Genomic DNA, 21,133 nt, shown 5'->3' on the forward strand with positions numbered 1-21,133 from the left:
CGTCTAGGCACGGTGCGGTGCACGAGACGCGGTGCCAAGCCGGGGTGGGGTCGGGGGGGGCAGGCCGGGCGTGAGCAGAACGCGCAGAACGGTGCCAACGCGCGATAGTCGGCCAATGCGCACAAGCGCGACGCGGCTCGGGAGGCGCGGCTAGCGTGCCCGGACACACGAACCGGACGAAGGAGTCCAGATGCTCGTCATCCTCGGTTATCTGATGATCGCCACCTTCATGGTGCTGATCATGACCAAGCGGCTCTCGCCGATGCTCGCCCTGATCATGGTGCCGACCATCTTCGGCCTGTTCGCGGGGGCCGGCCTCGGCATCGGCGACATGGTGATCGAGGCGATCGGCGACCTGGCCCCGACCGCGGCGCTGCTGATGTTCGCGATCATGTACTTCGGGCTCATGATCGACGTCGGGCTGTTCGACCCGCTCGTGCGGTTCATCCTCCGCGTCACCGGCAACGACCCCGCGAAGATCGTGCTCGGCACGGCCCTGCTGGCCGGGGCCGTCTCGCTCGACGGCGACGGGTCGACCACCTTCATCGTGACGACCGCCGCCATGCTGCCGATCTACCTGAAGCTCGGCATGAGCCCGGTCGTGCTGACCTGCGTGGCCGGCCTCGCCAACGGCACGCTCAACATCGTCCCGTGGGGCGGGCCGACGGTACGGGCCGCCGCGGCGCTCAACGTCGCACCGTCCGACATCTTCGTGCCCCTCGTGCCGTCGCTCATCGTCGGCCTGGTCATCGTGTTCGCCTTCGCCTGGCTGATGGGCCTGCGCGAGCGCCGCCGCCTCGGCACCGTCGAGCTCGGCGGCTCGGTGCTCGCCGCCGCGGCCGAGAAGATGTCCCCCCTGTCGCGCGAGCTGGCCACGGCCGCCCGCGGGGGCGGACCGGGCAAGGCGGGCGTCGGCGTCTCGATGTTCACCAGCCCCACGGTCGCCCTGGGCCTGCGCGGCGGTCGCGCCGACGGCAGCCGCGCGGACGCCCCCGGCGAGCGCGCGGTCGACAACCCCGGCGGCAGCGGCGCCAGCGAGAACGGCACGCCCCTGACCGGCACGATGGCCGACACGATGCTCGACCCCACCCGCGAGACCCTGCGCCCCGGGCTGATCTGGTTCAACTTCGCGCTGACCGTCGTGGTGATGGTGCTGCTCGTGCTCGACCTCTTCCCCCTGGCCTACGTGTTCATGGTGGGCGTCGCGGTCGCGCTGCTGATCAACTTCCCGAAGGTCAAGCAGCAGTCGGCCGAGATCGTCGCCCACGCGCCGAGCATCGTCGGCGTCGTCTCGATGGTCTTCGCCGCCGGCGTGCTGATCGGCGTGCTCAACGGCACGGGCATGGTCGACGCGATGGCGCAGTGGCTCGTGCAGGTGATCCCGAACGAACTGGGTCCGTACCTGGCCGTCATCACGGGACTGCTCAGCCTGCCGCTCACCTTCTTCATGAGCAACGACGCCTTCTACTTCGGCATCCTGCCCGTGCTCGCCCAGAGCGCCGCGGCGTTCGGCATCGAACCGGTCGAGATGGCGCGCGCCTCGGTGATCGGCCAGCCCGTGCACCTGCAGAGCCCGCTCGTGCCGGCGATCCTGCTGCTGGTCAGCCTGGCGAACGTCAACCTCGGCGACCACCACAAGAAGGTGCTCTGGCGGGCGGCCGTCGTCTCGGTCGTCATGCTCGTGGTCGCCGTCGTCGTCGGGGTCATCCCCTTCGGCTGAGGCCACCCGGGCGGGTCAGCCGGGCGGGGTCAGCCGGTGGCGTCGAGGTAGACCGGGCGCGACGGCTCGTGCGACGCCTCGACGGTGCGGACGGCTCCGAGGTGCTGCAGCACGGCGACCCGGGCGGCCTCGAGGCGGCCGAGGACGTCGCGCTGGCGCTCGGCCAACGAGGAGGCGCGGGTCGCCAACTCCTGCGGCAACGGCCCCAATCCCACGGGCGGCGTCCACCGACGGGCCGGAGTCGGCAGCGCGGTGGGGTCGCCGTCACCGGCGGGAAGGGAGGCGTCCGCCTCGATGACCAGCGCCTCCAGCTCGTCGAGGGCCGCGCGCCAGGCGGCGTGCGTCCGTTCGGTCCTAGGCGACACCGACGCCTCCGGCCAGGCCGGGGACCGCCGAGGCGGCGCCGGCCTGCAGCGAGGCCGCGGCCTCGTGCCACGCCTGGCGCAGGGGCTCGAGCAGCCCGGCGACCTCCCGGGTCTGCGCGACGTCACGGTGCACGTTGGCGTTGACCAGGGCGGTCGACGTGTAGGTGTACAAGGCGAGCAGGCCCTCGCCGCCGTCCCAGACGTCGATCTTGAGCGACGACGACAGCTCGGCGATGATCGCCTGGGCGTGCAGCAACTGCTCGGAGGCGGCGGCCCAGTTCGCGGCGACCTGCGCGGCCTCGGCACGCGACAGGTCGAGCATGAGCCGGTCGTAGAGCATCGTGACGAGCTGGACGGGCGTCGCCGACAGCACGGCGTCGCTCGTGTACTGGGCGCGCTGCTTCTGCACGACGGCCGAGGGGCCGGCCGAGGCCGCGGCGAAGGCGGCGAACGAGGTGGCGTCCATCAGCTGCTGCTCGTCGAGAGGCTGGCGAGCTGGCTCGAGATGTACTTCTGCTGCGCGGTTAGGGCGCTGAGCGAGGTCTCGAGGGCCGAGTAGGTCTTCTGGAGGCTCGCGCGGCGAGCGGAGAGACGGTCGTCCCAGTCGCTGACGCGGTTGTTGAGGTCCTTCACGACCGACTGCTGCCCCGTGATGGTCTTCGTCAGCGAACCGTCGAACTTGTCCGAGACGGCCTTGGCCGTCGAGGCGACCCGGGCCGCGATGGCGCTCATCGTCGCCTGCACCTTGGCCGGGTCGGCGGCGAGGGCGGCGGCGAACTTCGTGGCGTCGACGGCGAACTGGCCGGTCTTGGCGTCGATCGAGATGCCGATGACGCTCGGCGACTGCCCGTCGACGGGGCTGAGCACGGAGTCGGTCAAGCGTTGTGTGATGCCACGGGTGGTGGAGTTGCCACCGAAGACGCCCGCGGTGACCGTGGTCACGCCGGACGCGTTGGTCGTGGTGGTGGCCGCGCTCCTGGTGCTGATCAGGCTCAACGCGGCATTGACGCCGGCGACCAGGTCGGTGGCGACCTTGGTGGCGGCGGTCGCGTCCCGGGCGATCGCGAGGTGCACCGGCTCGGTCGTCGTGGCCGAGACCGTGACCGAGACGCCGGGCAGGACGTCGGTGAAGGTGCTGCTGCTGCTCGTGACGACCTGTTCGGCCGCCGTGCCCGCCCAGAGGGTGATCGAGGCGTCGCGCGCCTGCGAGATCACGGCGGCGCCGGGCTGGGCGATGAGGTCGGGGGCGGTGCCGGCGGCCACGTCGGCGGTGGTGCCGCGGAAGACGTCGAAGCCACCCTCGGCTCCGCTCTTCTGGCTCGACAGCTGGAGACGGTACTGGACGGCACCCGAGGCGTCCTTGCCCGAGGCGACCTTGACGGCCGAGACGCCGGCGGCGGAGGCGTTGATCGCCGTCACGACGTCGTCGAGCGACGAGGAGGCGGCGGTCACCTCGGTCGTCGTTCCCGCGGCCGAGACGAAGGTGAGCGTCGCGGGCGAGTCGGGCCACGCCGTCATCGCCGCGGTCACCGCGGTCTTGGACGACGCGGTGGCCCCGACCACGAGGTCGACCGAGCCGGAGACGGCACCGGGAGCGGTGGTGGCCGTCACCGCCGTCGAACTGCTGGTCGGGGTGAAGAGGGAGAGCGAGCCCGCCTTGGCGGTCGAGGTCGCGAGGGTCGCCAGGTCGGCGATCTTCGTGTTGAGCCCCTGCAGGGCCGTGACGAGCGTCTGGCCGACGGTGGCCTTGTTCTTCAGGATCGTCTGGGGCACGGCCTCGGACTGCATCAACGTGTTGATGAGCGTGGTCGTGTCGAGCCCGCTGACGAGGCCGTCGATGCCGAGCGAGGCCATCAGGTGCTCCTGTCGAGGTGGGGTGTCCGGGTCGGACCGTGGGGCAGATCGAAGTGGGGGGGGGGAGCGCTGAGACCGGGTGGCCCGACGGCGCAGGATCAGCTGCACCGTCGACGCCACCCGGTCTCGAACCGCGGTGAGGTGGTGGGTCAGGCCCGGGCTGGGAGCTCGGGACCCTCCTCGGCTACGACTAGCGGAGGAGCGACAGCACGCCCTGGCTGCTCTGGTTCGCCTGGGCCAGCATCGCGGTGCCGGCCTGGCTGAGCACGTTCGAGCGGGTGTACTTGACCATTTCCTCGGCCATGTCCACGTCGCGGATGCGCGACTGAGCCGCCGTGAGGTTCTCCTTCGCGACGTTGGTCGACGCGATGGAGTGCTCGAAGCGGTTCTGCACGGCACCGAGCTCGGAACGGGCCGACGACACGTCCTTGATCTGCGTGTCGATGGCGGCGATCGAGGTGAGGGCGTTGGCCGACGAGTCGAACGTGAGCGCCTTGACGGCGGTCGCGACGGCCGTGATGTCGGTGAGGTTCACCGAGATCTGGTCGTTCGCAGCCGTCGAGCCGGCTCCGACCTGGAACGTCAGCGAGCCGGCACTGTTGAGCAGGTCGATTCCGTTGAAGTTGGTCGAGTTGCCGATGCGGGTCAGTTCGTCGCCGAGGGCCGTGACCTCGGTCTGGATCGCCGTACGAGCGTCGGCGTTGTTCGAGTCGTTGCCCGACTGGACAGCGAGGTCGCGGACACGCTGGAGGATCGAGTGGACCTCCGTCAGGCCGCCTTCCGCGGTCTGGACGACCGAGATGCCGTCCTGGGCGTTACGTGCGGCCACCGTGAGTCCGCCGACCTGCGAGCGCAGGCCCTCGGAGATCGCGAGACCCGCCGCGTCGTCAGCGGCACGGTTGATGCGAAGACCGCTGGAGAGCTTCTCGAGGCTCTTCGACAGGTCGTTCTGCGTGCTGTTGAGGTTGCGGTAGGTGTTGTTGGCCGCGAGGTTGGTGTTGATCTGCATACCCATGGTGTTCTCCTCCGTGACTGGGTGGTGTTCGTCGGCCCATCCGTGGGCTGACACCGGCTACTGTCGGCCGGTCGACCGCGGCTGTAAGTCAGCCGCAGAAGTTTTTTCGGGCGATCTCAGACCGCCGTGCTGATGCCGGCGGCGTCGGGCTCGCGCATGGCGCGGGCGATGCCGACGGCGGCGTTCGTCGCGACGCGCGACAGGTAGGCGCTGCGGCGGGCCGGCGCGGTCTTCGAGACCGGCGTGAACTCGGCGTCGGGGTCGTCGGCGTAGTGCGACTCGAGGGCGTCGCGCAGCAGGCGGACCGCCTCGGTGCGCTGCTGCGAGACGGCGCTGTGGGTGATGCCGAGCTCGTCGGCGATCTCGGTGACCGTGCGGTCGCCGAAGTAGACGCCCTCGACGATCAGGCGCATGCGCTCGGGCAGGGCCTCGACCGCGGCGGCGACGTAGCGGCTGCGCTCCGAGACGAGCAGGTTCTCCTCGGGCAGCGGCAGGTCGGCCGCGAGGTGGTCCGCGACGGTGTCGTCGAGGGCCGAGACCGTGCGGGCCGCGTCGGTCAGGGCACCGGCCGCCGTCTGGCGGTCGACGCCGAGGGCTCCGGCGATCTCGTCGACGCTCGGGGCGCGTCCCAGGGTCGCGGTGAGCGCCTCCTGAACGGCCAGCGTCTCCTTGATGCGCTTGCGGGTGCCGCGGCTGGCCCAGTCCCCCGAGCGCATGTCGTCGGCGAACGCGCCGACGATGCGGGTGCGGGCGTAGGCGCCGAACGGGATGCCGAGCGTGGGGTCGAAGGCGTCGGCGGCCTGGACGAGGGCGACGGCCCCGACCGAGGCGAGGTCGTCACGCGACAGGTGGGTGGCGCGGGCGCAGACCTCCGAGACGAGGTAGCCGACCAGTGGCAGGTTCTCCACCACCATGGCGTTCCGTTCGGTGCGGTTCATCGCGACTCCCAGTGCGATAGGGGACCTCGTGGTCCGGTGATCGTGACTCCGGGCGCGACGAACGGCCCTCTGATCAGGGCACGTCGACAGGGTTCGCCGAGGAGGCGCGGTGCACCGGACGAGACGTCGTCCGGACCGCAGATGATGCGTGGCGACCGACCCGTCGGGGGCCCGTCGCTGCTCTGCAACGCTACCGAGCCGGAGGGGGGCGGCGGCAGGCCGGGACTGCCCCCAGTGCGGGGGAACGACCGTCATCTCTTCGGGGGACACACCTCGTGCCCTCACCCCCGTACTGGGTCGGAACGCCCCTTCCTCCGAGCGGTGCTTTAAGGCTAGGTGCAGGGTTCGGGCCGATGACTAACGGGCCCCGCGCCTCCGCCGATAGTCACCGGTGCAGAGGACGCCGGGCACTCCTCGCCGACGGACGACGAACCCGACACCCCGATGCGACCGACCGAGGAGGCCCCCATGGGCGCGAACGAACTCTCCGCGCTGCTCTGGCGAGAGCGCGAGCTGCTCGAGCTGCTGACCTTCAAGCTCGAGGAGGAGCAACTGCTGCTCACCGCGGGCCGCAGCCGCTGGGTCGACCACGCCACGCGCGAGGTCGAGCAGGTGCTCGGTCGCCTCCGTTCCGCGGGGCTCGAGCGGAGCGTCGAGGTGTCGGCCGTCGCCCGCGAGTGGGGCACCGACGAGGAGGCCCCCCTGCGCGAGATCATCTCCGCGGCACCGTCGGGCCCGTGGGGCGAGATCTTCACCGCCCACCTCCGCGCCATGACCGAGCTGACCGGGCGCATCGCCCAGCTGCGCGACGAGAACGAACGCTTCCTGCGGGCCGCCGCCCGCGCCACGCAGGAGACCCTGGCCACCGCGTCCACGGGCCCCGCGACCGCGACGTACGACGCGACGGGCCAGACCGGTCACGCGAGCTCGGCCAGCGCCTCCGGCGGTCACCTCTTCGACGGGCGGCTCTGACGTGGTGAGCACCTTCGGCAGCCTGGCCACCGCCTACCGCGGGCTGACCGCGGCCCGTGCCGGGCTCGACGTGGTCGGCCAGAACATCGCCAACGTCAACACCGAGGGCTACACGCGGCAACGGGTCACGCAGTCCTCGATCGAGGCGGCCGCCCGCGTGGGCGTGTTCTCGAACGGCGTCCAGCCCGGACAGGGCGTGTCGGTCGACGGCATCGCCCGCATCGGCGACCGGTTCGCCGACGCCCAGGTCCGCGGCGCCGCCGGGGCAGCCGGCTACCAGGGCGTGCGGGCGTCGGTCACGGCCGCCCTGGAGTCGTCCCTGAACGAGCCCAGCACGACCGGCATCGCCTCGCAGCTGACGAAGTTCTGGTCCGCCTGGCAGGACGTGTCGAACGACCCCTCGGCGGCGGCCCCCGCGGCCGTCCTGCTCGGCCAGGCGAACACGATCGCCCAGACCCTCTCGACCGGCTACAAGGCCGTCGACGACCAGTGGACCTCGCAGCGTCAGCAGCTCGACGGCCTCGCCTCGCAGCTCAACTCGGCCGCGACCCAGGTGGCCGACCTCAACGTGCGCATCCGCACCGCGACCCAGCAGGGCGTCAGCACCAACGAACTGGTGGACGCCCGTTCGGCATTGACCGAGAAGATCGCGACGCTCGCCGGAGGTACGGTGCGCGACAACGCGGACGGCACGGTCGACGTCCTGGTCGGCGGCAACGCCCTGGTGTCGGGCGACTCGGCCCGCCAGGTGAAGGTGACCGGCGACTACACGCTGGCCACCGCCTCCTCGGGGGTCTCGCTCGAGTGGACCCACCGCGCCGGCGACCCGATCTCGCTCGACGGCGGCAGCATCGCCGGTTCGCTGTCGGTGCTCGCCCCGGCCGCGCCCGGCGGCACCGGCGGGGTGCTGGCCGAGGCCGCCGCGAGCTACGACGCCCTCGCGACCCAGCTCGCCACCCAGGTGAACGCCGTGCACGCGACCGGCACGACCGCCGACGGCACCACGGGCCACGACTTCTTCGCCCTCACCGCCGGGGTCCCCGCCGCGCGCGGCCTCACCGTGCTGCCGACCGGCGCCTCGACCATCGCGTCGGGCAACGGCACGGGAGGCGCCCTCGACGGGTCGATCGCCCGCGCCGTCGGCCGGATCGGACTCTCGACCGGATCGCCCGACCGCGCCTGGGGCTCGATCGTCAGCACGATCGGGGCCACGGCCCGCACCGAGGCCGACCGCTCGACCCTCACCGACCTCGCGGCGACGTCCGCCAAGGGGCGCCAGCTCTCGACCGCCGGGGTCAGCCTCGACGAGGAGAACGTCAACCTGCTCACCTATCAGCACGCCTACCAGGGCGCGGCCCGCGTCATGACCGCGATCGACGAGATGCTCGACACGTTGATCAACGGCATGGGACGGGTCGGGAGGTAACCGATGATCACCCGCACCACGAACCAGATGGCGATGCTCACCGCGCAGCGCGACCTGCAGACCAGCTCGTACCGGGTCGACCAGGCCCAGCAGCGGGCCGCGAGCCTCGACCGCATCTCGAAGCCGTCGGACGATCCGGCCGGCACGGCGGACGCCCTGCGGGTCAAGGCCGAGCAGGCGGCCAACGTGCAGTTCTCCCGCAACGTCGGCGACGGCAACGGGTGGCTCTCGCTGGCCGACTCGGCGCTGTCGTCCACCGACGACGTGCTCAAGAAGGTGCGCGACCTCACGGTGCAGGGCGCCAACACCGGCGCGCTGTCGCAACCCGCCCTCGACGCCATCGCGACCGAGATCGACGGTCTCAAGGCCGACCTGCTCGCCGTGGCGAACACCTCGTACAACGGCCGCAGCGTCTTCGCCGGCACGTCGGACGCGGGCGTCGCCTTCCGCCCCGACTTCAGCTACACCGGCACCCCGGGCTCGTCGGTCACCCGCCAGATCGGCGTCGAGACCGACGTGCGCGTCGACGCCGACGGAGCCGCCGCCTTCGGCACCGGCGCCGACTCGGTCTTCAGCATGCTCGACCGCATCGCCACCGACCTGCGGGCCGGCGTCAACGTCGGCACGCGGCTCACCGAGGTCGACGCCCGGTTGACGGCCGTGCGCGGCGTACAGTCCGACATCGGGGCACGACAGTCCCAGATCCTGAGAGCCGAGGACACCCTCTTGGACACCAAGACCACGCTGGAGGCGCAGCGCGCCGGCATCATGGACCTCGATCTCGGCGAGGCCGTGCTCGACCTGCAGATGCAGAACACCTCGTACCAGGCGGCCCTCGCGGTCACCGCCAAGGTGCTGCAGCCCACGCTGATGGACTTCCTCCGATGAGCGCGAACGCCGCCCGCGAGGTCGCGGGCTCCGTCGTCACGTTCGTCGCGCCTCCGTTCGGTCTCGAGCCGCTCACCGACTTCTCGCTCGAGCGCATCGACGGCGCCCACGGGCTCTTCGCCCTGCGGGCGAGCGGGTCCGAGGTGCGACTGTTCGTGCTCGACGCGTCGGTGCACCTGCCCGACTACTCGCCCGTCGTGTCGGACGACCAGTCCGCCACCCTCGACCTGCAGGACGCCGCCGACGCCCTGCTGCTCGTCGTCGCGACACCCGCGTCCACCGGCATGACGGTCAACCTGCTCGCGCCGATCGTGGTCAACGTGCGCACCGGAGCGGGCGCCCAGTTGATCCTCGAAGGCCAGGACTGGCCGCTGCGCGCCGAGCTGAGCCCCCGCGCGTAGTCGCCTGCCGGTGGTAGGGCACCGGGTCGCCCGTCGGCTGGGTACGGGTTCGCCCCTCGGCTGGGCACCGGCTCGCCCGTCGGCCGGGCACCGGGTCGCCCCTCGGCTGGGCACGGGCTGCGAAGGCGGTCACGGTGTGGTGACGACCGATGCGGCCGTCGCGCCCATCGGCTTGCCTGGGACGCAGGAGGCGCGATCATGATCACGACACCCCGCACCACACGGCACCGGTTCGCCGTCGGCACGATGGCGGCGGTCACCGCCGTCCTGCTCGTCGGTTGCACCACCGGGGACGACGCCCCGGGTTCGGGCGGTCCGGCCGCCACGCGTCCGGCGTCCGAGACCCCGACCGACCCGACGGCCGCCGCCGGACCCGGTCCGGTCGCGCCGACCGCCGACGCGACCGCCGTCACCGTCGCGGCCGACGCCGTGACGACCGACGTCGCCACGGACCTGGCCGCCCCCTGGTCGGTCGTGCGACTCGACACCGGGTCGTCGTTCGTCAGCCTGCGCGACACCGGCACCGTGCTCGAACTGCTCGCCGACGGCAGCACGCGCGAGGCCGGCACCATCGGCGGGGTCGTGCACGAGGGCGAGGGCGGGTTGCTCGGCCTGGCCGTGCTCGCGGGATCGCCGTCGTACCTCTACGCCTACGCCACCACCGCCGACGACAACCGCGTGGTGCGCGCGCCGATCACGGGCGAGGTCGGCTCGTACGGCCTGGGCGAGCAGGAGACGGTGATCACGGGCATCCCCAGGGCGAGCAACCACGACGGCGGCCGCATCGCGTTCGGCCCGGACGGGGCCCTGTACGTGACGACGGGCGACGCGAACCAGCGGCCGAACGCCCAGGACCCCGGCTCGCTCGGCGGAAAGGTGCTGCGCGCGACCGCGATCGGCGGCGTGCCCGACGACAACCCCGAACCCGGGTCGCTCGTCTACTCTCTCGGCCACCGCAACCCGCAGGGCATCGCCTGGGACGCCACCGGCGCCGCCTGGGCGGCCGAGTTCGGGCAGAACACCTACGACGAGCTCAACGCCCTCGAGCCCGGGGCGAACTACGGCTGGCCGGACGTCGAGGGGCGCGGCGACGTCGCGGGCTTCACGGACCCGGTGCTGCAGTGGTCGACCGACGACGCCAGCCCGAGCGGCCTCACGGCGGTCGGCACGACGCTCTACCTGGCCGGGCTCGGCGGCGAGAAGCTGTTCGAGATCCAGGTGGCTCCCGGCTCCGAGGCCGTGCCGACCGAACTCTTCGCCGGCGACCGGTCGCTCGGCCGCATCCGCGACGTCCTGCCCGGTCCCGACGGCACCCTCTGGCTCGTGACGAACAACACCGACGGGCGTGGCACGCCGAGCGCCGGCGACGACCGCATCGTCAGCGTCCCCCTCACCCCGGCCCCCTGACCCGGCGGGCGCCACCGGAGGAGGCGCGGGTCGGGTTCCGCACACCGGCCCCAGGAGGCGCGGGTCGGGTTCCGCACACCGGCCCCGACACTCGCTCACACGCTGCGCGCCGCGCGGCCTGTTCGGGGGCCGGGCGGTTACCCTCGTACTCGATGAGCCAGCACGACCGACCCGACACGACAGCACCCGGCAGCGCCCGCCCCCAGACCGTGCCGCCGGGGTTCGCCGCGCCCGTCGTGCGCGGGACCGGTGGTGCCGGCGGCTTCGACCCCGTCAGCCTGCGCACGGCCGTCGACGTGCCCGTCGCCGAGGCCCGCCTCGCCGCCCTGGGCCAGAGCCGCAGCACCGCCGCCCTCGGCGAGCGCGCCGACCTGCTGCGCCTGCTCGGCCGCCTCGACGAAGCCCTGGCCATCGCCGAAGAGGCGTTCCGTCTGGCGCACTTCACCGGCGACCGGGCCGACTCGACGGCGGCCCGCATCCGACGGGCCCACATCTTCCGCGAGCAGGGCAAGCTCGACCGTGCGCTGAACGACCTGCACACCAGCCGCATCACGGCCGCCACCGAAGAATGGCGCGAGCTCGAGGCCGCCGCCGCCGAGCTGGAGGGCTACACGCTCTACGACCTGGGCCGCAACGAAGAAGCGCGCGAGACCCTGGCCAAGGCGCTCGAGGCGTACGAGGCGTCCGGTGCCCCGCGCGACCGGACGAACGGCCTCCGTGTCGCGATCGAGGGCGTCATGCGCGCCTACCTCAGCGACACCGGCCCGCAGCCACGACTCGAGGCCCCGGCCGTGGGTGACACGAACCCGGTGCCGCTCCAGCCCCTGACCGCGTCGCCGACGTCGGCCCCGGCCCCGGCCCGACCCCAGGGCCGGACCCAGGTGCCCCGCTTCGACGGCATCGCCGCGCTCTACGGTGGTGCGCCCGCGTCCGCGCCGGCGTCCGCTCCCGCCCCGGCTTCTGCTCCGGAGGTGCCCGCGGGCACCGCGTCCGCGGCCTCCGGCGAGGACGCAGGGGTCGAGGCCGTCCCCGCCCGCCAGCCCATGGACGCGGCGCGCACCGCCGCGATCAGCTTCGACCCCGAGTCCATGCCCGACGAGGCCGCCGCGTCGCCGGTGGCCGAGGCCGCCGCCGCCCGCGCCGAGAAGGTCGCCGCGACGGCTCCGGCCGCACCACGCGACGGTGGGCTCTGGGGCAAGATCAGCCACCTCGCCGAGCGTGCCGCAGGTCACCGCGACCGCGACTCCGACGAGTTCGACGCCGAGCGGCGGGGCGACGCCGAGCGGCGCGGCGCCGACGAGGGCCGCACCGGGGACCGGCCCCGCACGGGCGGCACCGGCGTGACCGGCGTGGTCGACGGCCTCCCGCGCGACGACGAGCCCACCACCTGGCCGTTCCCGCGGCGCTGACCCGCACCTCCTGACCTCGACGTGGCCGACCTCGACCGGGTGCGGCGCTGGGCCGCCGCGCTCATCGACCTGCACCTCGACCCCGCCGTGTGGACCTTCGGCTTCGACAACGCCAAGACGCGCGCGGGCCTGTGCAACTACACGACCAAGCGCATCACGGTCTCGCGGCACCTCGCCGGCCGCTACGACGACGACGAGATCCACCAGGTGCTGCTCCACGAGGTCGCCCACGCCCTCGCCGGCTCCCGCGCCGGTCACGGTCCCCGGTGGAAGGCCGTCGCCACCGACCTGGGCTACGTCGGCTCGCGCCTGCACGACGGAGCCATCGCCAGCGAGCTCGCCCCGTGGGTTGGGGTCTGTCCGGCGGGGCACGAGCACTACCGCTACCGTCAACCGGCGCGACCACTCGCCTGCGGGAAGTGCTCGCGGCGGTACGACCCGGCCCACCTCATCACCTGGACGAAGCGCGCGGTCTGACACCGCGCCTCCCGGGCCCGGTCCGGGCGGGACGAGGGCCGTCAGGAGGCGCGTAACCGGTTAGGGTGGTCAGGTGCAGACCGGACAGTGGCTCAGATCAGACACCGACACCCGGTGGTTCTTCGACTCGGGCGCGCTCAGCCTCGACTTCGCGTACCTCGGCGGGTTCCGTGCCGGGTCGCGGTTCGGCCCGGAGTCGGGCCTCGACCTGCCCGCCGACGGGTCGACCCCCTGGGACGGCCTCCTGCTGCCCGCCGACCTCGACGACTGGATCGGCGAGCGCTTCGACGGCATCGCGGGCTCGGCCGGCGACCGCGAGCTCGCCGACGCCCGGGGCCTGCGCGACGCGGTCGCCCGGCTCGCGGTCGCCGCGGCCGACGGCACCTCGACCGACCCCGACGACGTCGACACCCTCAACCTGTTCGCGGCCCTGCCCGACGTCCCGCCGTCGCTCGAGGGCGGCCGACGCCAGGCCGGGGCCGGGCGCCTGCGGCTCGGGCAGGCGATGGCATCGGTCGCGCGCGACGCGGTGACCCTCTTCACGGCCGTCGGCTTCGTCGGCGGACCGGACTCGCGCCTCCGTCGCTGCACGAACGAAGCGTGCGGGCTCGTCTTCTTCGACGAGTCGCGCGCGGGCAGCCGCCGCTGGTGCTCGATGCAGCGGTGCGGCAACCGGGCCAAGGTCCGGGCGCACCGGGCCCGCGCCGCCCGCGCCTGAGCAGGGAGCCGCGCAGGCCTTTCGTGCGCTCCGGTCGCCGGGCCGCCCCGCTCGGCCACCGCTTCGGCTTGCCGCCCCGACCTGCCGCCCACGATCGCTCCCTGCCCCTCGCCCCGCCACGAACGGAACAACCCGCCACGCGATTCGGTGGCGGGTTGTCGAGTACGTGGCGGCGTGAGCGATGCGGCCCCGCCTTGGGGCCGCACCGAACACGGAGGCGACGGTCGGTCAGTCGACGACCGAGACGTCCTTCCAGAAGGCGACGTAGCCCGAGTAGTCCTTGCCGACGCGGTCGAACGAGGTCGGGATCGGGGTCGGGTAGCTCCAGGCACGGTCCTGCAGCAGGTCGTCGCCCGACGTGACGCTGAAGTACTGCGTGTCGCCCTTCCACGGGCAGTGGTACTGGGTGGGGCTCTCGGTCAGCAGGTCGGAGTTCACGCTCGAGGGCGGGAAGTACCAGTTGCCCTCGATCGAGATCAGCTCGTCCCTCGGGGCCTCGGCGACGACGGTTCCGTCGGTGAGCACTGCCTTCATGGTTCCTCCTGCGGTCGGGGCGACGTTCGGGTCGCTCTGGCCGCAACGCTACGCCGAGGGGGTGAATTCCCCTCGGGAGCCCGACGGGGCCACGACGGCGAGGGCAACGGAGGACGAGGAGGCGCGGGCCGCGTCGACCACGTCGCCCCGGTCGGTGGCGACCAGCTCGGCCGCCGAGGCCGAGGCCGTCAGCAGGTGCGACGAGGCCCGGGCGAGCGCCCCGGAGGCGGCGCAGGCGACGGCGGCCTCGGGTGACGAGAAGTCGATGCCGACCGCGGCGAGCGCGTCGACCACCGCTCCGGCGGCGAGCTGGTCCTCGACGGCGGGCCGGAACCCGTCCGCCTCGACCGCCCCCGCGGCGACGATCGCCACGAGGGCACGGTCGCCCCGTCGGGCCTGACGCTCGACCACGTGCCGGGCCACCTCGGGTGCCGCCCCGGCGCCGGTGACGACCAGGACGTCGGCCCCGCTCGCGACCTCGGGCAGACCGGCGACGACGCGCACGGTCTCGTCCCGCGTCAGCGTGCCGTGCCCGTCGAGCACGTCGACCACGACGACGACGTGCGCGCCCGGGGCGATGCGGGCGGCTCCGGCCACGCCGTGGTCGAACCTCACCTGGTACTTCTGCTGGCCGTGCGGACTCATCCGACCAGCGTAGGCAGCCGCGCTCGGACGTCGCCCGTGCGTGACGCGACGTGACGTGCGATCAGGCGGCGGGAGTTGGATCGGAGCATGCACGTGCAGCTCAAGCTCCGCCTCGCCTGCCCCGTCGATGTCGCGACCGACGCCCTGCGCGACCCTCGGGTCATGGTCGCCGTGACGAAGCCGCTGGTGGTCTACCGGTCCGAGTCGCCGTCGGGCTTCCCCGACCGCTGGACCGAGGAGGCGCACCCGGTGTCGGCGAGCATCCTCGGCGTCCTGCCGCTCGGCAGCACGCACGTCGACCTCGATTGGCACGAGCGCGACGGTGCGTGGATCCAGCGCGACACCGGACGGGGCACGAGCGGCCAGTTCGCCCGGATGCGCATCAACCACCGGATGGCCGTCGTGCCGGACGGTCCGGGCCACACGCTGCTGCGCGACCGGCTCGAGTTCCACGCCGGGCCGTTGGGCCTCGTGCTCTGGCCCGGGCTCTGGGCGACCTGGCAGTGGCGCGCCCTGCGGATGAAGGCCCTCGCCCCGACCTGGCGCGGGGCGTCGACACACCCGAAGCACGTCTGACCCGCGCCGCCGTCCGCAGCGGCTCTTGGCCGTCGCGGGTCGGCCTTCGCAGGTCGACCGTGCCGGGCTGGCCGTCGCGGGTCGGCCGTGGCAGGTCGACCGTTCCGCGTCAGCCCCAGAAGCCGGCGTGCACGGCCGAGGCCTCGTCGAGGAGGGCCGGCCCCGACACCGACACCGCGCCTCCCCCACGAGCGAAGACCTCGCGGCAGGGCAGGTCGAGCGTCGACTCGCCCTCCTGCTCGGTGACCATGCCGAGCAACTGTTGCTCGGCGAGCGCGTAGACGACCCGGCCGATGCCGGCCCAGTGGATCGCTCCGGCACACATCGCGCACGGTTCGGTGCTCGTGTAGAGGGTCGCGGCCTTGAGCGTCGGCTTGTCGAAGCGCTGCGCGACGAGCCGGACGAGGTTCGTCTCGGCGTGGCCCGTCGGGTCGCCCTCGGTGACGACCGTGTTCTCGGCCTCGACCACGTCTCCGTCGGCCGTGAGGACGAGGGAACCGAAGGGATGGTTGCCGTGGTCGCGAGCCTGCTGCGCGACCTCGATGGCGCGGTGCAACCGCGCCAGGTCGGCCGGGGTGACGGTGGGGTCGGGAGTCGTGGTGTCGGTCGTCATGGGGCGAGCGTAGCCAGGGAGCGCCGTCCGCCGCGGCCGGGACGGCGAGCTGTGGACGGCCGACCTGCCTGTGAGGGAGCCACGGGCGGCGGGGCCACCGCCTGCGTACGGTGGCAGAGGTGACCGACCCGACCCGCGCCTCCTCGTCCACCGGTGAGACCACCGCCGACACCGGCGTCGACGCCTCTGCCGAGGCCACCGCCGACGCCGCCGACAGCACCTCCCCGACGCCCGCCCAGGGAGCGCTCGACATCGCCTCGTGGCGGCGGACGATCCACGGGCTCTACCGCGACGTGCGCGAGGCGAACGACCTGGCGGCGGCGCACGACCTGTGGCGACGCACCCGCGACGAGCTGTTCTCGACGCACCCCTCGACCCCGCTGCTGCCCGAGGACCGTCCCGACTTCACCGGCCTGCCGACGAAGCCGTACGACCCGGCCTGGCGTTTCGAGGTGTCGGTCGAGCCGGCCGAACCGCGACGCATGGTGGTCGAGACCGGCACCGACGGCGACGTGCTCTTCGACCTCGTCGGCGTGGCCGACGTGCCCGGCGTCGGCAGCCTCGACGTGTGGAAGCTGGCGCAGTACGCCGGCGGCCTGTTCATCCCCATCAAGGACGCGCTGGCGGGCAAGCCCGGCGGCACCTACGGCGGAGGGCGCTACCTGATCGACTCGGTCAAGGGCGCCGACCTCGGCGCCGGCGGCGAACCCGGCACGATCGTGCTCGACTTCAACTTCGCGTACAACCCCAGCTGCGCCTACGACCCCGCCTGGGCCTGCCCGCTCGCCCAGCCCGGCAACACGGTCGCCGTCGAGATCCCCGTCGGCGAACGGTACGGGCGCGCGCACTGATCGGGGCCCGCAGACGGACGCGCGCACCGCTCGAACCCCGCGGCGGAGGCGCGCACCGCTCGAACCCTGCAGGGGGACGCGCGCCTAGCCCTTCGGCTCGGAGTCGACCTCCACCGCGACGCCGTAGTCGTCACCGCCGTCCGTGCTGATCACCGAGACCGAGTCGTAGACGACGTCGGAGCCCGGGGTCCTGACGTCGCAGTGCACCTCCGCCTGGTCGACGACGGAGACCGCGTCGTCGCCGCAGTCGACGTCGGGGCGGGTGCCGACCTCCTTCTCGAGGGCGTCGGCGACCGTGGTGGCGAAGGCGCTGGACGACACGGTCCGGTCGATCGAGGCCGAAGCGGTGCAGCCGGCCAGGGCCGTCGCCAGGACGGAGGCGGTGATCACGCTCGAGACGACTGTCGATGTGCGCATGGCTGCAGACCTTCCGGACGAGGAGGGGACCGCGGTGCGTGCCCCCGGAGCCGCGGCCCTCGCGCCCCGACGTGTAGCCAACCACGTCGTCCGGCCGGTAGAACGACAGGTCGATCCTCGCGGACACGTCGACTAGCGTCGGATCATGACCCCGACGACGCCGCCCACCACCCCGTCGAGCCCACAGGTCGTGACGCAGGCGCTGCTCGACCTCGGCTCGCGACCCGAGCATCCCTTCACCACGAGCATCGAGGGCGGACGCATCGTCTTCACCTGGGTCTACGACAAGGCGTCCGGGCCGTTCGGCAGCCGGGAGCAGTCGTACCGGCTGCGCATCACGCTCATCCCGGAGACCTCCGAGTACAAGAGGTCCGAGATCGGCGTCGAGCGGCAGCGCGGCTCGGTCAGCGGCTCGTACACGTTCAACTCGGCGAAGGTCGTCGGCCCGGTCAAGCGCACCCTCGAAGCCCACGGCTGGCACCGCCGACGCACGGCGCTGGGCAAGGCCATCCGGCGCCTGTTCTCGTAGCGGAGGCAGGTCGGACGTCAGGAGGCGCGGTGGGGGCGAGGCGTCCCGAGGGGCCGACCCGCGCCTCCTCGGCTCGTCCCCGGCACCGCCACGCGGCGCCCCGCACGGCCGTGCACACCACACCCGTCGCGTTTTCCGGCGCCAGCCGCTAGGCTGGGGTCACTTGCGAGCCGGCCCGATCGGCTCCCTGCGTCGTAGCACGCCCCTCACCGCCTCTCCGTCCTGGCACACACCCAGGCAGACCAGCAGGCGCGCGAAGCTCACTCTGCGGCGAAACGATCGTGCACACCTGCACCGTCGCCACACCTCGAGCCCGGCTACGACAGCCGTCCTCCCGGCACTGCCCCGCCCTCGTGCGAGCACGTCCCCGACGTGCCCCCTCACCAGCAGGCGGCCAGGCAGCCTCGGCCCGGCTCGACACCGATGCCCCGAAAGGTGCACCACATGTCAACGAACACCCTCGACACCGAGAACACCACCGGCGCCACGAGCGTCGACGAGACGGCCGACGCCGTCACCTTCAGCTCGCTGGGCGTGCCCGCCCCGATCGTGAAGTCCCTCGCCGCCGAAGGCAAGACCACCGCGTTCCCGATCCAGGTCGACACCCTGCCCGACACCCTCGGCGGTCGCGACGTCCTCGGCCGCGGCAAGACCGGCTCGGGCAAGACCCTCGCCTTCTCCATCCCCATGGCCGCACGCCTCGGCGGCAAGCTGGCCGGCGGCAACCGCCGCGCCGGACGCCCCCTCGGCCTCGTCCTCGCCCCCACCCGCGAGCTCGCCACGCAGATCGACGCCGTCCTCGCCCCGCTCGCCGAGGCCTACGGCATGCGCACCACCACGATCTTCGGCGGCGTCTCGCAGAACCGTCAGGTGCAGGCCCTCAAGGCCGGCGTCGACATCATCATCGCCTGCCCCGGCCGCCTCGAAGACCTCATGAAGCAGGGCTTCGTCAAGCTCGACGCCATCGAGATCACCGTGCTCGACGAGGCCGACCACATGGCCGACCTGGGCTTCCTGCCCGGCGTCACGCGCATCCTGAAGGCCACCCCGAACGACGGCCAGCGCCTCCTCTTCAGCGCCACCCTCGACAACGGCGTGGACAAGCTGGTCAAGCAGTTCCTCCACAACGAGGTGCTGCACTCGGTCGACGAGGCCAACTCGCCCGTCGCCAAGATGACCCACCACGTCTTCGAGACGCCCGACGTCGACAGCAAGAACGCGCTCATCCAGAAGCTCGCGAGCGGCCAGGGCCGTCGCATCCTCTTCATGCGCACCAAGCACCACGCGAAGAAGCTCGCCAAGAAGCTCACCGAGTCGGGCATCCCCTCGGTCGACCTGCACGGCAACCTGTCGCAGCCGCAGCGCGACCGCAACCTCGCCGCCTTCCAGGACGGTTCGGCCCGCGTGCTCGTCGCCACCGACGTCGCCGCCCGTGGCGTGCACGTCGACGACATCGAGCTGGTCATCCACGTCGACCCGCCGACCGAGCACAAGGCGTACCTGCACCGCTCGGGCCGCACCGCCCGCGCCGGAGCCGAGGGCGACGTCGTCACCCTCGTCATCCCCAGCCAGAAGCGCGACGTCGCCCAGCTGATGAAGAAGGCGGACATCCGCCCGACCATCACCGCCGTGACGCCGAACTCGGCCGAGGTCGACGCCCTCGTCGGCCAGGTCGCCGCCTACGTCAAGCCCTCGCCCAAGGCTGCCGTCCAGCAGCAGCAGGGTGGCGGCGGACGCTCGCAGGGCGTGAACGCCCAGCGCAAGCGCGCCGCCCGTCAGGACTCGCAGGGCAACCCCATCGCCCGCCAGGACCGTTCGGGTCGCCCCAGCCAAGGAGGCGCGGGTCGCGGTTCCGACGCCGGTCGCGCCGGTGCCGGTGCCGGTCGTTCGGGTGGCTCGCGTGACGGCGGCCGCCAGGGTGGCCGCGACGGCGCCCGCCGCGACGCCGCTCCCCGCGGTGGCGCCTCGACCTTCTACTCGACCGAGTCGGGCCGCGGTTCGTCCACGCCCGTCCGCGACGACGCCCGTGGGACGCGCGACGGTGCTCGCGACGAGACCCGTGGTACCCGTCAGACCGGTCGCCGCGTCCAGAGCAGCGGCACCCAGAGCGACGGCGGCCAGAGCCGCACCAACGCCGTCCGCAACGACCAGGCCGAGTTCGCCGCGTCGCTCGGCGGCTCGCGCGAGGGCGGCCAGCGTGACGGCCAGCGCAGCGGCGGACGCCGCGCCTCGTCCGAGGGCGGCCGTCCCGGCTCGCTCAAGGTCGGCGGCCTCGTCGGCGGCAAGGCCCGCACCGGCGGCGGCCAGCGCGGCGGTCGCTGACCCGACCCGCTGCCACACCCCCGAACCGGCGTGACACCCTCTGATCCGAGGGTGTCACGCCGGTTCGGCGGTGTTGCGCTGCCAGCCCCCTCAGCGCACCCCGGCGCGCGCGAGGGCCCGCACCATGGGCTCGGTGCGCAGGGCGTCGCCCCAGGTCCATCGGACGACCGTGCGCACGCCGGGCAGCGCTCGCAGATCGTCCTCGCGCCGCTTCTCGTCGATCACGACCTGCTCGGGGCTGCGCCCGGCCCGCATCCGTTCGTCGCGGTACTTCACCTCGCCGTCGAACTCACCGATGATGCCGAACTGCGGCCACCAGAAGTCCACGAAGCCGATGAGGGGGCCCGTCACCGGGAACCGGGCCTGCAACTCGGGCCCCGTGAGCCCGGCGGCCCTCATGCCCGCCCGACTCAGCGACTCACCCGGCGACTCGGACCGCTCATCGGCGAAGGCGACGGCGACCGCTGCCCGACGACGCCCGGGCACCCCGGGCCGTGCGGCCAGGGCGGCCTCGAGTGCGGACCGGTCGTACGCACCCGCGTGCAGCCCGTGGTCGAGCACGACGGTCGCCCCGCGCAGGTCGCGCCGGCGCACGCTGTCGACGGCCGCGCGGGCGGCACCCACCACGGGCAGCCCGTCGACCGTGTCGATCTCGCCGTCGCCGAGGGGCGCCGCGTGCTGGTGGACGGACCCGGTCACCTTGTCGCGAGCGCGCTGACGTGCCACGACGTGCACCCTCCGAGGCCACTCGCCCAGCAGCGGAAACCCCCGGACGGCGAGGGCGGACTCGTGGGAGACGACGGCGTCCGGTCCGAGCCGGGGCAGCACCGCGTGCACGCGGGCGGTGTGCTGCGACGCCGGGCCGAGCGACCGCCAGTCGTCCGTCCGGACGTACACGCCGGCGGCGAGCCTCACCGCGAGGCCACGTCGCGCGTCCCGCTCGATGGACGAGGCATCCAGGCCGTCGTCGACGAGCCGGGACCGACGGATGAGCAGGCCTGACGTGTCGCGCATCGGTCCAGCCTGGCCGAGCGCCGTCAGGGACGCGGCCCGCAC

General features: G+C 73.0%; 23 protein-coding genes. 13 read left to right on the forward strand and 10 right to left on the reverse strand.

From position 1 onward, the window contains the following. Positions 1-190 precede the first annotated feature (190 nt). Positions 191-1,720, forward strand: a complete 1,530-nt coding sequence (locus HQQ78_RS12170; RefSeq protein ID WP_123571320.1) for a CitMHS family transporter — start codon at positions 191-193, stop codon at positions 1,718-1,720. 29 nt (positions 1,721-1,749) lie between these two features. Here the strand turns inward: HQQ78_RS12170 and HQQ78_RS12175 are convergent, their stop codons facing one another. The 5 genes from HQQ78_RS12175 to HQQ78_RS12195 all read right to left on the reverse strand — a co-directional run bounded on the left by HQQ78_RS12175 (position 1,750) and on the right by HQQ78_RS12195 (position 5,892). Then, positions 1,750-2,085 (reverse strand): hypothetical protein, encoded by a 336-nt coding sequence (locus HQQ78_RS12175; RefSeq protein ID WP_173153544.1) that lies wholly within the window; start codon positions 2,083-2,085, stop codon positions 1,750-1,752. Further along, positions 2,075-2,551: a flagellar export chaperone FliS gene (gene fliS, locus HQQ78_RS12180; RefSeq protein ID WP_173153547.1), complete on the reverse strand. Its 477-nt coding sequence runs from the start codon at positions 2,549-2,551 to the stop codon at positions 2,075-2,077. Before fliS ends, HQQ78_RS12175 begins: the two co-directional genes overlap by 11 nt. Further along, on the reverse strand, positions 2,551-3,939 hold the full coding sequence (gene fliD / locus HQQ78_RS12185) for a flagellar filament capping protein FliD (protein WP_173153550.1): 1,389 nt from the start codon (positions 3,937-3,939) through the stop codon (positions 2,551-2,553). Before fliD ends, fliS begins: the two co-directional genes overlap by 1 nt. Positions 3,940-4,129: 190 nt before the next feature. Then, positions 4,130-4,954, reverse strand: a complete 825-nt coding sequence (locus HQQ78_RS12190) for a flagellin (RefSeq protein WP_274598573.1) — start codon at positions 4,952-4,954, stop codon at positions 4,130-4,132. A 116-nt stretch (positions 4,955-5,070) separates the two neighbouring features. Continuing rightward, a complete protein-coding gene (locus HQQ78_RS12195) occupies positions 5,071-5,892 on the reverse strand; it encodes a sigma-70 family RNA polymerase sigma factor (protein ID WP_056043710.1) in 822 nt (273 codons plus the stop codon). Positions 5,893-6,360: 468 nt separating this feature from the next. Here HQQ78_RS12195 and HQQ78_RS12200 point away from each other — a divergent pair, with 468 nt between their 5' ends. From HQQ78_RS12200 to HQQ78_RS12235, 8 genes are all read left to right on the forward strand, one after another. Further along, a complete protein-coding gene (locus tag HQQ78_RS12200) occupies positions 6,361-6,864 on the forward strand; it encodes a flagellar protein FlgN (RefSeq protein ID WP_056043714.1) in 504 nt (167 codons plus the stop codon). A 1-nt stretch (position 6,865) separates the two neighbouring features. After that, positions 6,866-8,290 (forward strand): flagellar hook-associated protein FlgK, encoded by a 1,425-nt coding sequence (gene flgK, locus HQQ78_RS12205; RefSeq protein WP_371740452.1) that lies wholly within the window; start codon positions 6,866-6,868, stop codon positions 8,288-8,290. 3 nt (positions 8,291-8,293) lie between these two features. After that, the gene (gene flgL, locus HQQ78_RS12210) at positions 8,294-9,178 is read left to right on the forward strand and encodes a flagellar hook-associated protein FlgL (protein ID WP_173153554.1); all 885 of its coding nucleotides are present in this window, start codon (positions 8,294-8,296) and stop codon (positions 9,176-9,178) included. Beyond that, positions 9,175-9,579 carry a flagellar assembly protein FliW gene (locus HQQ78_RS12215; RefSeq protein ID WP_123571326.1) on the forward strand — a complete coding sequence of 135 codons (405 nt, stop codon included), beginning with the start codon at positions 9,175-9,177 and terminating at the stop codon, positions 9,577-9,579. The genes flgL and HQQ78_RS12215 overlap by 4 nt, the downstream gene beginning before the upstream one ends. A 198-nt stretch (positions 9,580-9,777) precedes the next feature. Beyond that, entirely contained in the window at positions 9,778-10,986 is a 1,209-nt protein-coding gene (locus HQQ78_RS12220; protein WP_173153556.1) for a sorbosone dehydrogenase family protein, read from the forward strand. Positions 10,987-11,138: 152 nt separating this feature from the next. Then, on the forward strand, positions 11,139-12,395 hold the full coding sequence (locus tag HQQ78_RS12225; protein ID WP_173153558.1) for a hypothetical protein: 1,257 nt from the start codon (positions 11,139-11,141) through the stop codon (positions 12,393-12,395). A 21-nt stretch (positions 12,396-12,416) separates the two neighbouring features. Continuing rightward, a complete protein-coding gene (locus HQQ78_RS12230; RefSeq protein ID WP_056043729.1) occupies positions 12,417-12,872 on the forward strand; it encodes a SprT-like domain-containing protein in 456 nt (151 codons plus the stop codon). Positions 12,873-12,945: 73 nt separating this feature from the next. Continuing rightward, positions 12,946-13,590, forward strand: coding sequence for a CGNR zinc finger domain-containing protein (locus HQQ78_RS12235; RefSeq protein WP_123571330.1), 645 nt, complete (start codon positions 12,946-12,948; stop codon positions 13,588-13,590). A 228-nt stretch (positions 13,591-13,818) separates the two neighbouring features. On the opposite strand, the gene HQQ78_RS12240 is transcribed toward HQQ78_RS12235, so the two are convergent. Together HQQ78_RS12240 and HQQ78_RS12245 are read right to left on the reverse strand one after the other, a co-directional pair. Beyond that, complete coding sequence (locus tag HQQ78_RS12240) at positions 13,819-14,124, reverse strand: DUF427 domain-containing protein (RefSeq protein ID WP_123571331.1); 306 nt, start codon at positions 14,122-14,124, stop codon at positions 13,819-13,821. A 48-nt stretch (positions 14,125-14,172) separates the two neighbouring features. After that, entirely contained in the window at positions 14,173-14,769 is a 597-nt protein-coding gene (locus HQQ78_RS12245) for a hypothetical protein (RefSeq protein ID WP_173153560.1), read from the reverse strand. 87 nt (positions 14,770-14,856) lie between these two features. On the opposite strand from HQQ78_RS12245, the gene HQQ78_RS12250 reads away from it, so the two are divergent. Then, the gene (locus HQQ78_RS12250) at positions 14,857-15,345 is read left to right on the forward strand and encodes a hypothetical protein (RefSeq protein WP_173153562.1); all 489 of its coding nucleotides are present in this window, start codon (positions 14,857-14,859) and stop codon (positions 15,343-15,345) included. A gap of 109 nt (positions 15,346-15,454) precedes the next feature. On the opposite strand, the gene HQQ78_RS12255 is transcribed toward HQQ78_RS12250, so the two are convergent. After that, entirely contained in the window at positions 15,455-15,958 is a 504-nt protein-coding gene (locus HQQ78_RS12255; RefSeq protein ID WP_159827910.1) for a nucleoside deaminase, read from the reverse strand. A 251-nt stretch (positions 15,959-16,209) separates the two neighbouring features. Between HQQ78_RS12255 and HQQ78_RS12260 the strand changes: the two genes are divergently transcribed. Then, the gene (locus HQQ78_RS12260; protein WP_371740496.1) at positions 16,210-16,809 is read left to right on the forward strand and encodes a DUF1684 domain-containing protein; all 600 of its coding nucleotides are present in this window, start codon (positions 16,210-16,212) and stop codon (positions 16,807-16,809) included. 84 nt (positions 16,810-16,893) lie between these two features. On the opposite strand, the gene HQQ78_RS12265 is transcribed toward HQQ78_RS12260, so the two are convergent. Continuing rightward, positions 16,894-17,226 carry a hypothetical protein gene (locus tag HQQ78_RS12265; protein ID WP_159827914.1) on the reverse strand — a complete coding sequence of 111 codons (333 nt, stop codon included), beginning with the start codon at positions 17,224-17,226 and terminating at the stop codon, positions 16,894-16,896. Between the two features lie 145 nt (positions 17,227-17,371). Here HQQ78_RS12265 and HQQ78_RS12270 point away from each other — a divergent pair, with 145 nt between their 5' ends. Together HQQ78_RS12270 and HQQ78_RS12275 are read left to right on the forward strand one after the other, a co-directional pair. Next, positions 17,372-17,755 (forward strand): hypothetical protein, encoded by a 384-nt coding sequence (locus tag HQQ78_RS12270; RefSeq protein WP_159827916.1) that lies wholly within the window; start codon positions 17,372-17,374, stop codon positions 17,753-17,755. A gap of 444 nt (positions 17,756-18,199) precedes the next feature. Further along, the gene (locus HQQ78_RS12275; protein WP_216844333.1) at positions 18,200-20,077 is read left to right on the forward strand and encodes a DEAD/DEAH box helicase; all 1,878 of its coding nucleotides are present in this window, start codon (positions 18,200-18,202) and stop codon (positions 20,075-20,077) included. Positions 20,078-20,167: 90 nt separating this feature from the next. Here the strand turns inward: HQQ78_RS12275 and HQQ78_RS12280 are convergent, their stop codons facing one another. Beyond that, positions 20,168-21,091 (reverse strand): hypothetical protein, encoded by a 924-nt coding sequence (locus HQQ78_RS12280; RefSeq protein ID WP_173153568.1) that lies wholly within the window; start codon positions 21,089-21,091, stop codon positions 20,168-20,170. Positions 21,092-21,133: the final 42 nt, after the last annotated feature.

This window comes from Frigoribacterium sp. VKM Ac-2859 (genome assembly GCF_013204925.1).
Classification (GTDB): domain Bacteria; phylum Actinomycetota; class Actinomycetes; order Actinomycetales; family Microbacteriaceae; genus Frigoribacterium.

Bases quoted from the DNA above. Each gene is read 5' to 3' on its own strand.
- HQQ78_RS12170 (WP_123571320.1), top strand. From the start codon at position 191: ATGCTCGTCATCCTCGGTTATCTGATGATCGCCACCTTCATGGTGCTG.
- fliS (WP_173153547.1), bottom strand. From the start codon at position 2,551: ATGGACGCCACCTCGTTCGCCGCCTTCGCCGCGGCCTCGGCCGGCCCC.
- fliD (WP_173153550.1), bottom strand. From the start codon at position 3,939: ATGGCCTCGCTCGGCATCGACGGCCTCGTCAGCGGGCTCGACACGACC.
- HQQ78_RS12190 (WP_274598573.1), bottom strand. From the start codon at position 4,954: ATGGGTATGCAGATCAACACCAACCTCGCGGCCAACAACACCTACCGC.
- HQQ78_RS12195 (WP_056043710.1), bottom strand. From the start codon at position 5,892: ATGAACCGCACCGAACGGAACGCCATGGTGGTGGAGAACCTGCCACTG.
- HQQ78_RS12200 (WP_056043714.1), top strand. From the start codon at position 6,361: ATGGGCGCGAACGAACTCTCCGCGCTGCTCTGGCGAGAGCGCGAGCTG.
- flgL (WP_173153554.1), top strand. From the start codon at position 8,294: ATGATCACCCGCACCACGAACCAGATGGCGATGCTCACCGCGCAGCGC.
- HQQ78_RS12215 (WP_123571326.1), top strand. From the start codon at position 9,175: ATGAGCGCGAACGCCGCCCGCGAGGTCGCGGGCTCCGTCGTCACGTTC.
- HQQ78_RS12220 (WP_173153556.1), top strand. From the start codon at position 9,778: ATGATCACGACACCCCGCACCACACGGCACCGGTTCGCCGTCGGCACG.
- HQQ78_RS12225 (WP_173153558.1), top strand. From the start codon at position 11,139: ATGAGCCAGCACGACCGACCCGACACGACAGCACCCGGCAGCGCCCGC.
- HQQ78_RS12240 (WP_123571331.1), bottom strand. From the start codon at position 14,124: ATGAAGGCAGTGCTCACCGACGGAACCGTCGTCGCCGAGGCCCCGAGG.
- HQQ78_RS12245 (WP_173153560.1), bottom strand. From the start codon at position 14,769: ATGAGTCCGCACGGCCAGCAGAAGTACCAGGTGAGGTTCGACCACGGC.
- HQQ78_RS12250 (WP_173153562.1), top strand. From the start codon at position 14,857: ATGCACGTGCAGCTCAAGCTCCGCCTCGCCTGCCCCGTCGATGTCGCG.
- HQQ78_RS12255 (WP_159827910.1), bottom strand. From the start codon at position 15,958: ATGACGACCGACACCACGACTCCCGACCCCACCGTCACCCCGGCCGAC.
- HQQ78_RS12265 (WP_159827914.1), bottom strand. From the start codon at position 17,226: ATGCGCACATCGACAGTCGTCTCGAGCGTGATCACCGCCTCCGTCCTG.
- HQQ78_RS12270 (WP_159827916.1), top strand. From the start codon at position 17,372: ATGACCCCGACGACGCCGCCCACCACCCCGTCGAGCCCACAGGTCGTG.
- HQQ78_RS12275 (WP_216844333.1), top strand. From the start codon at position 18,200: ATGTCAACGAACACCCTCGACACCGAGAACACCACCGGCGCCACGAGC.
- HQQ78_RS12280 (WP_173153568.1), bottom strand. From the start codon at position 21,091: ATGCGCGACACGTCAGGCCTGCTCATCCGTCGGTCCCGGCTCGTCGAC.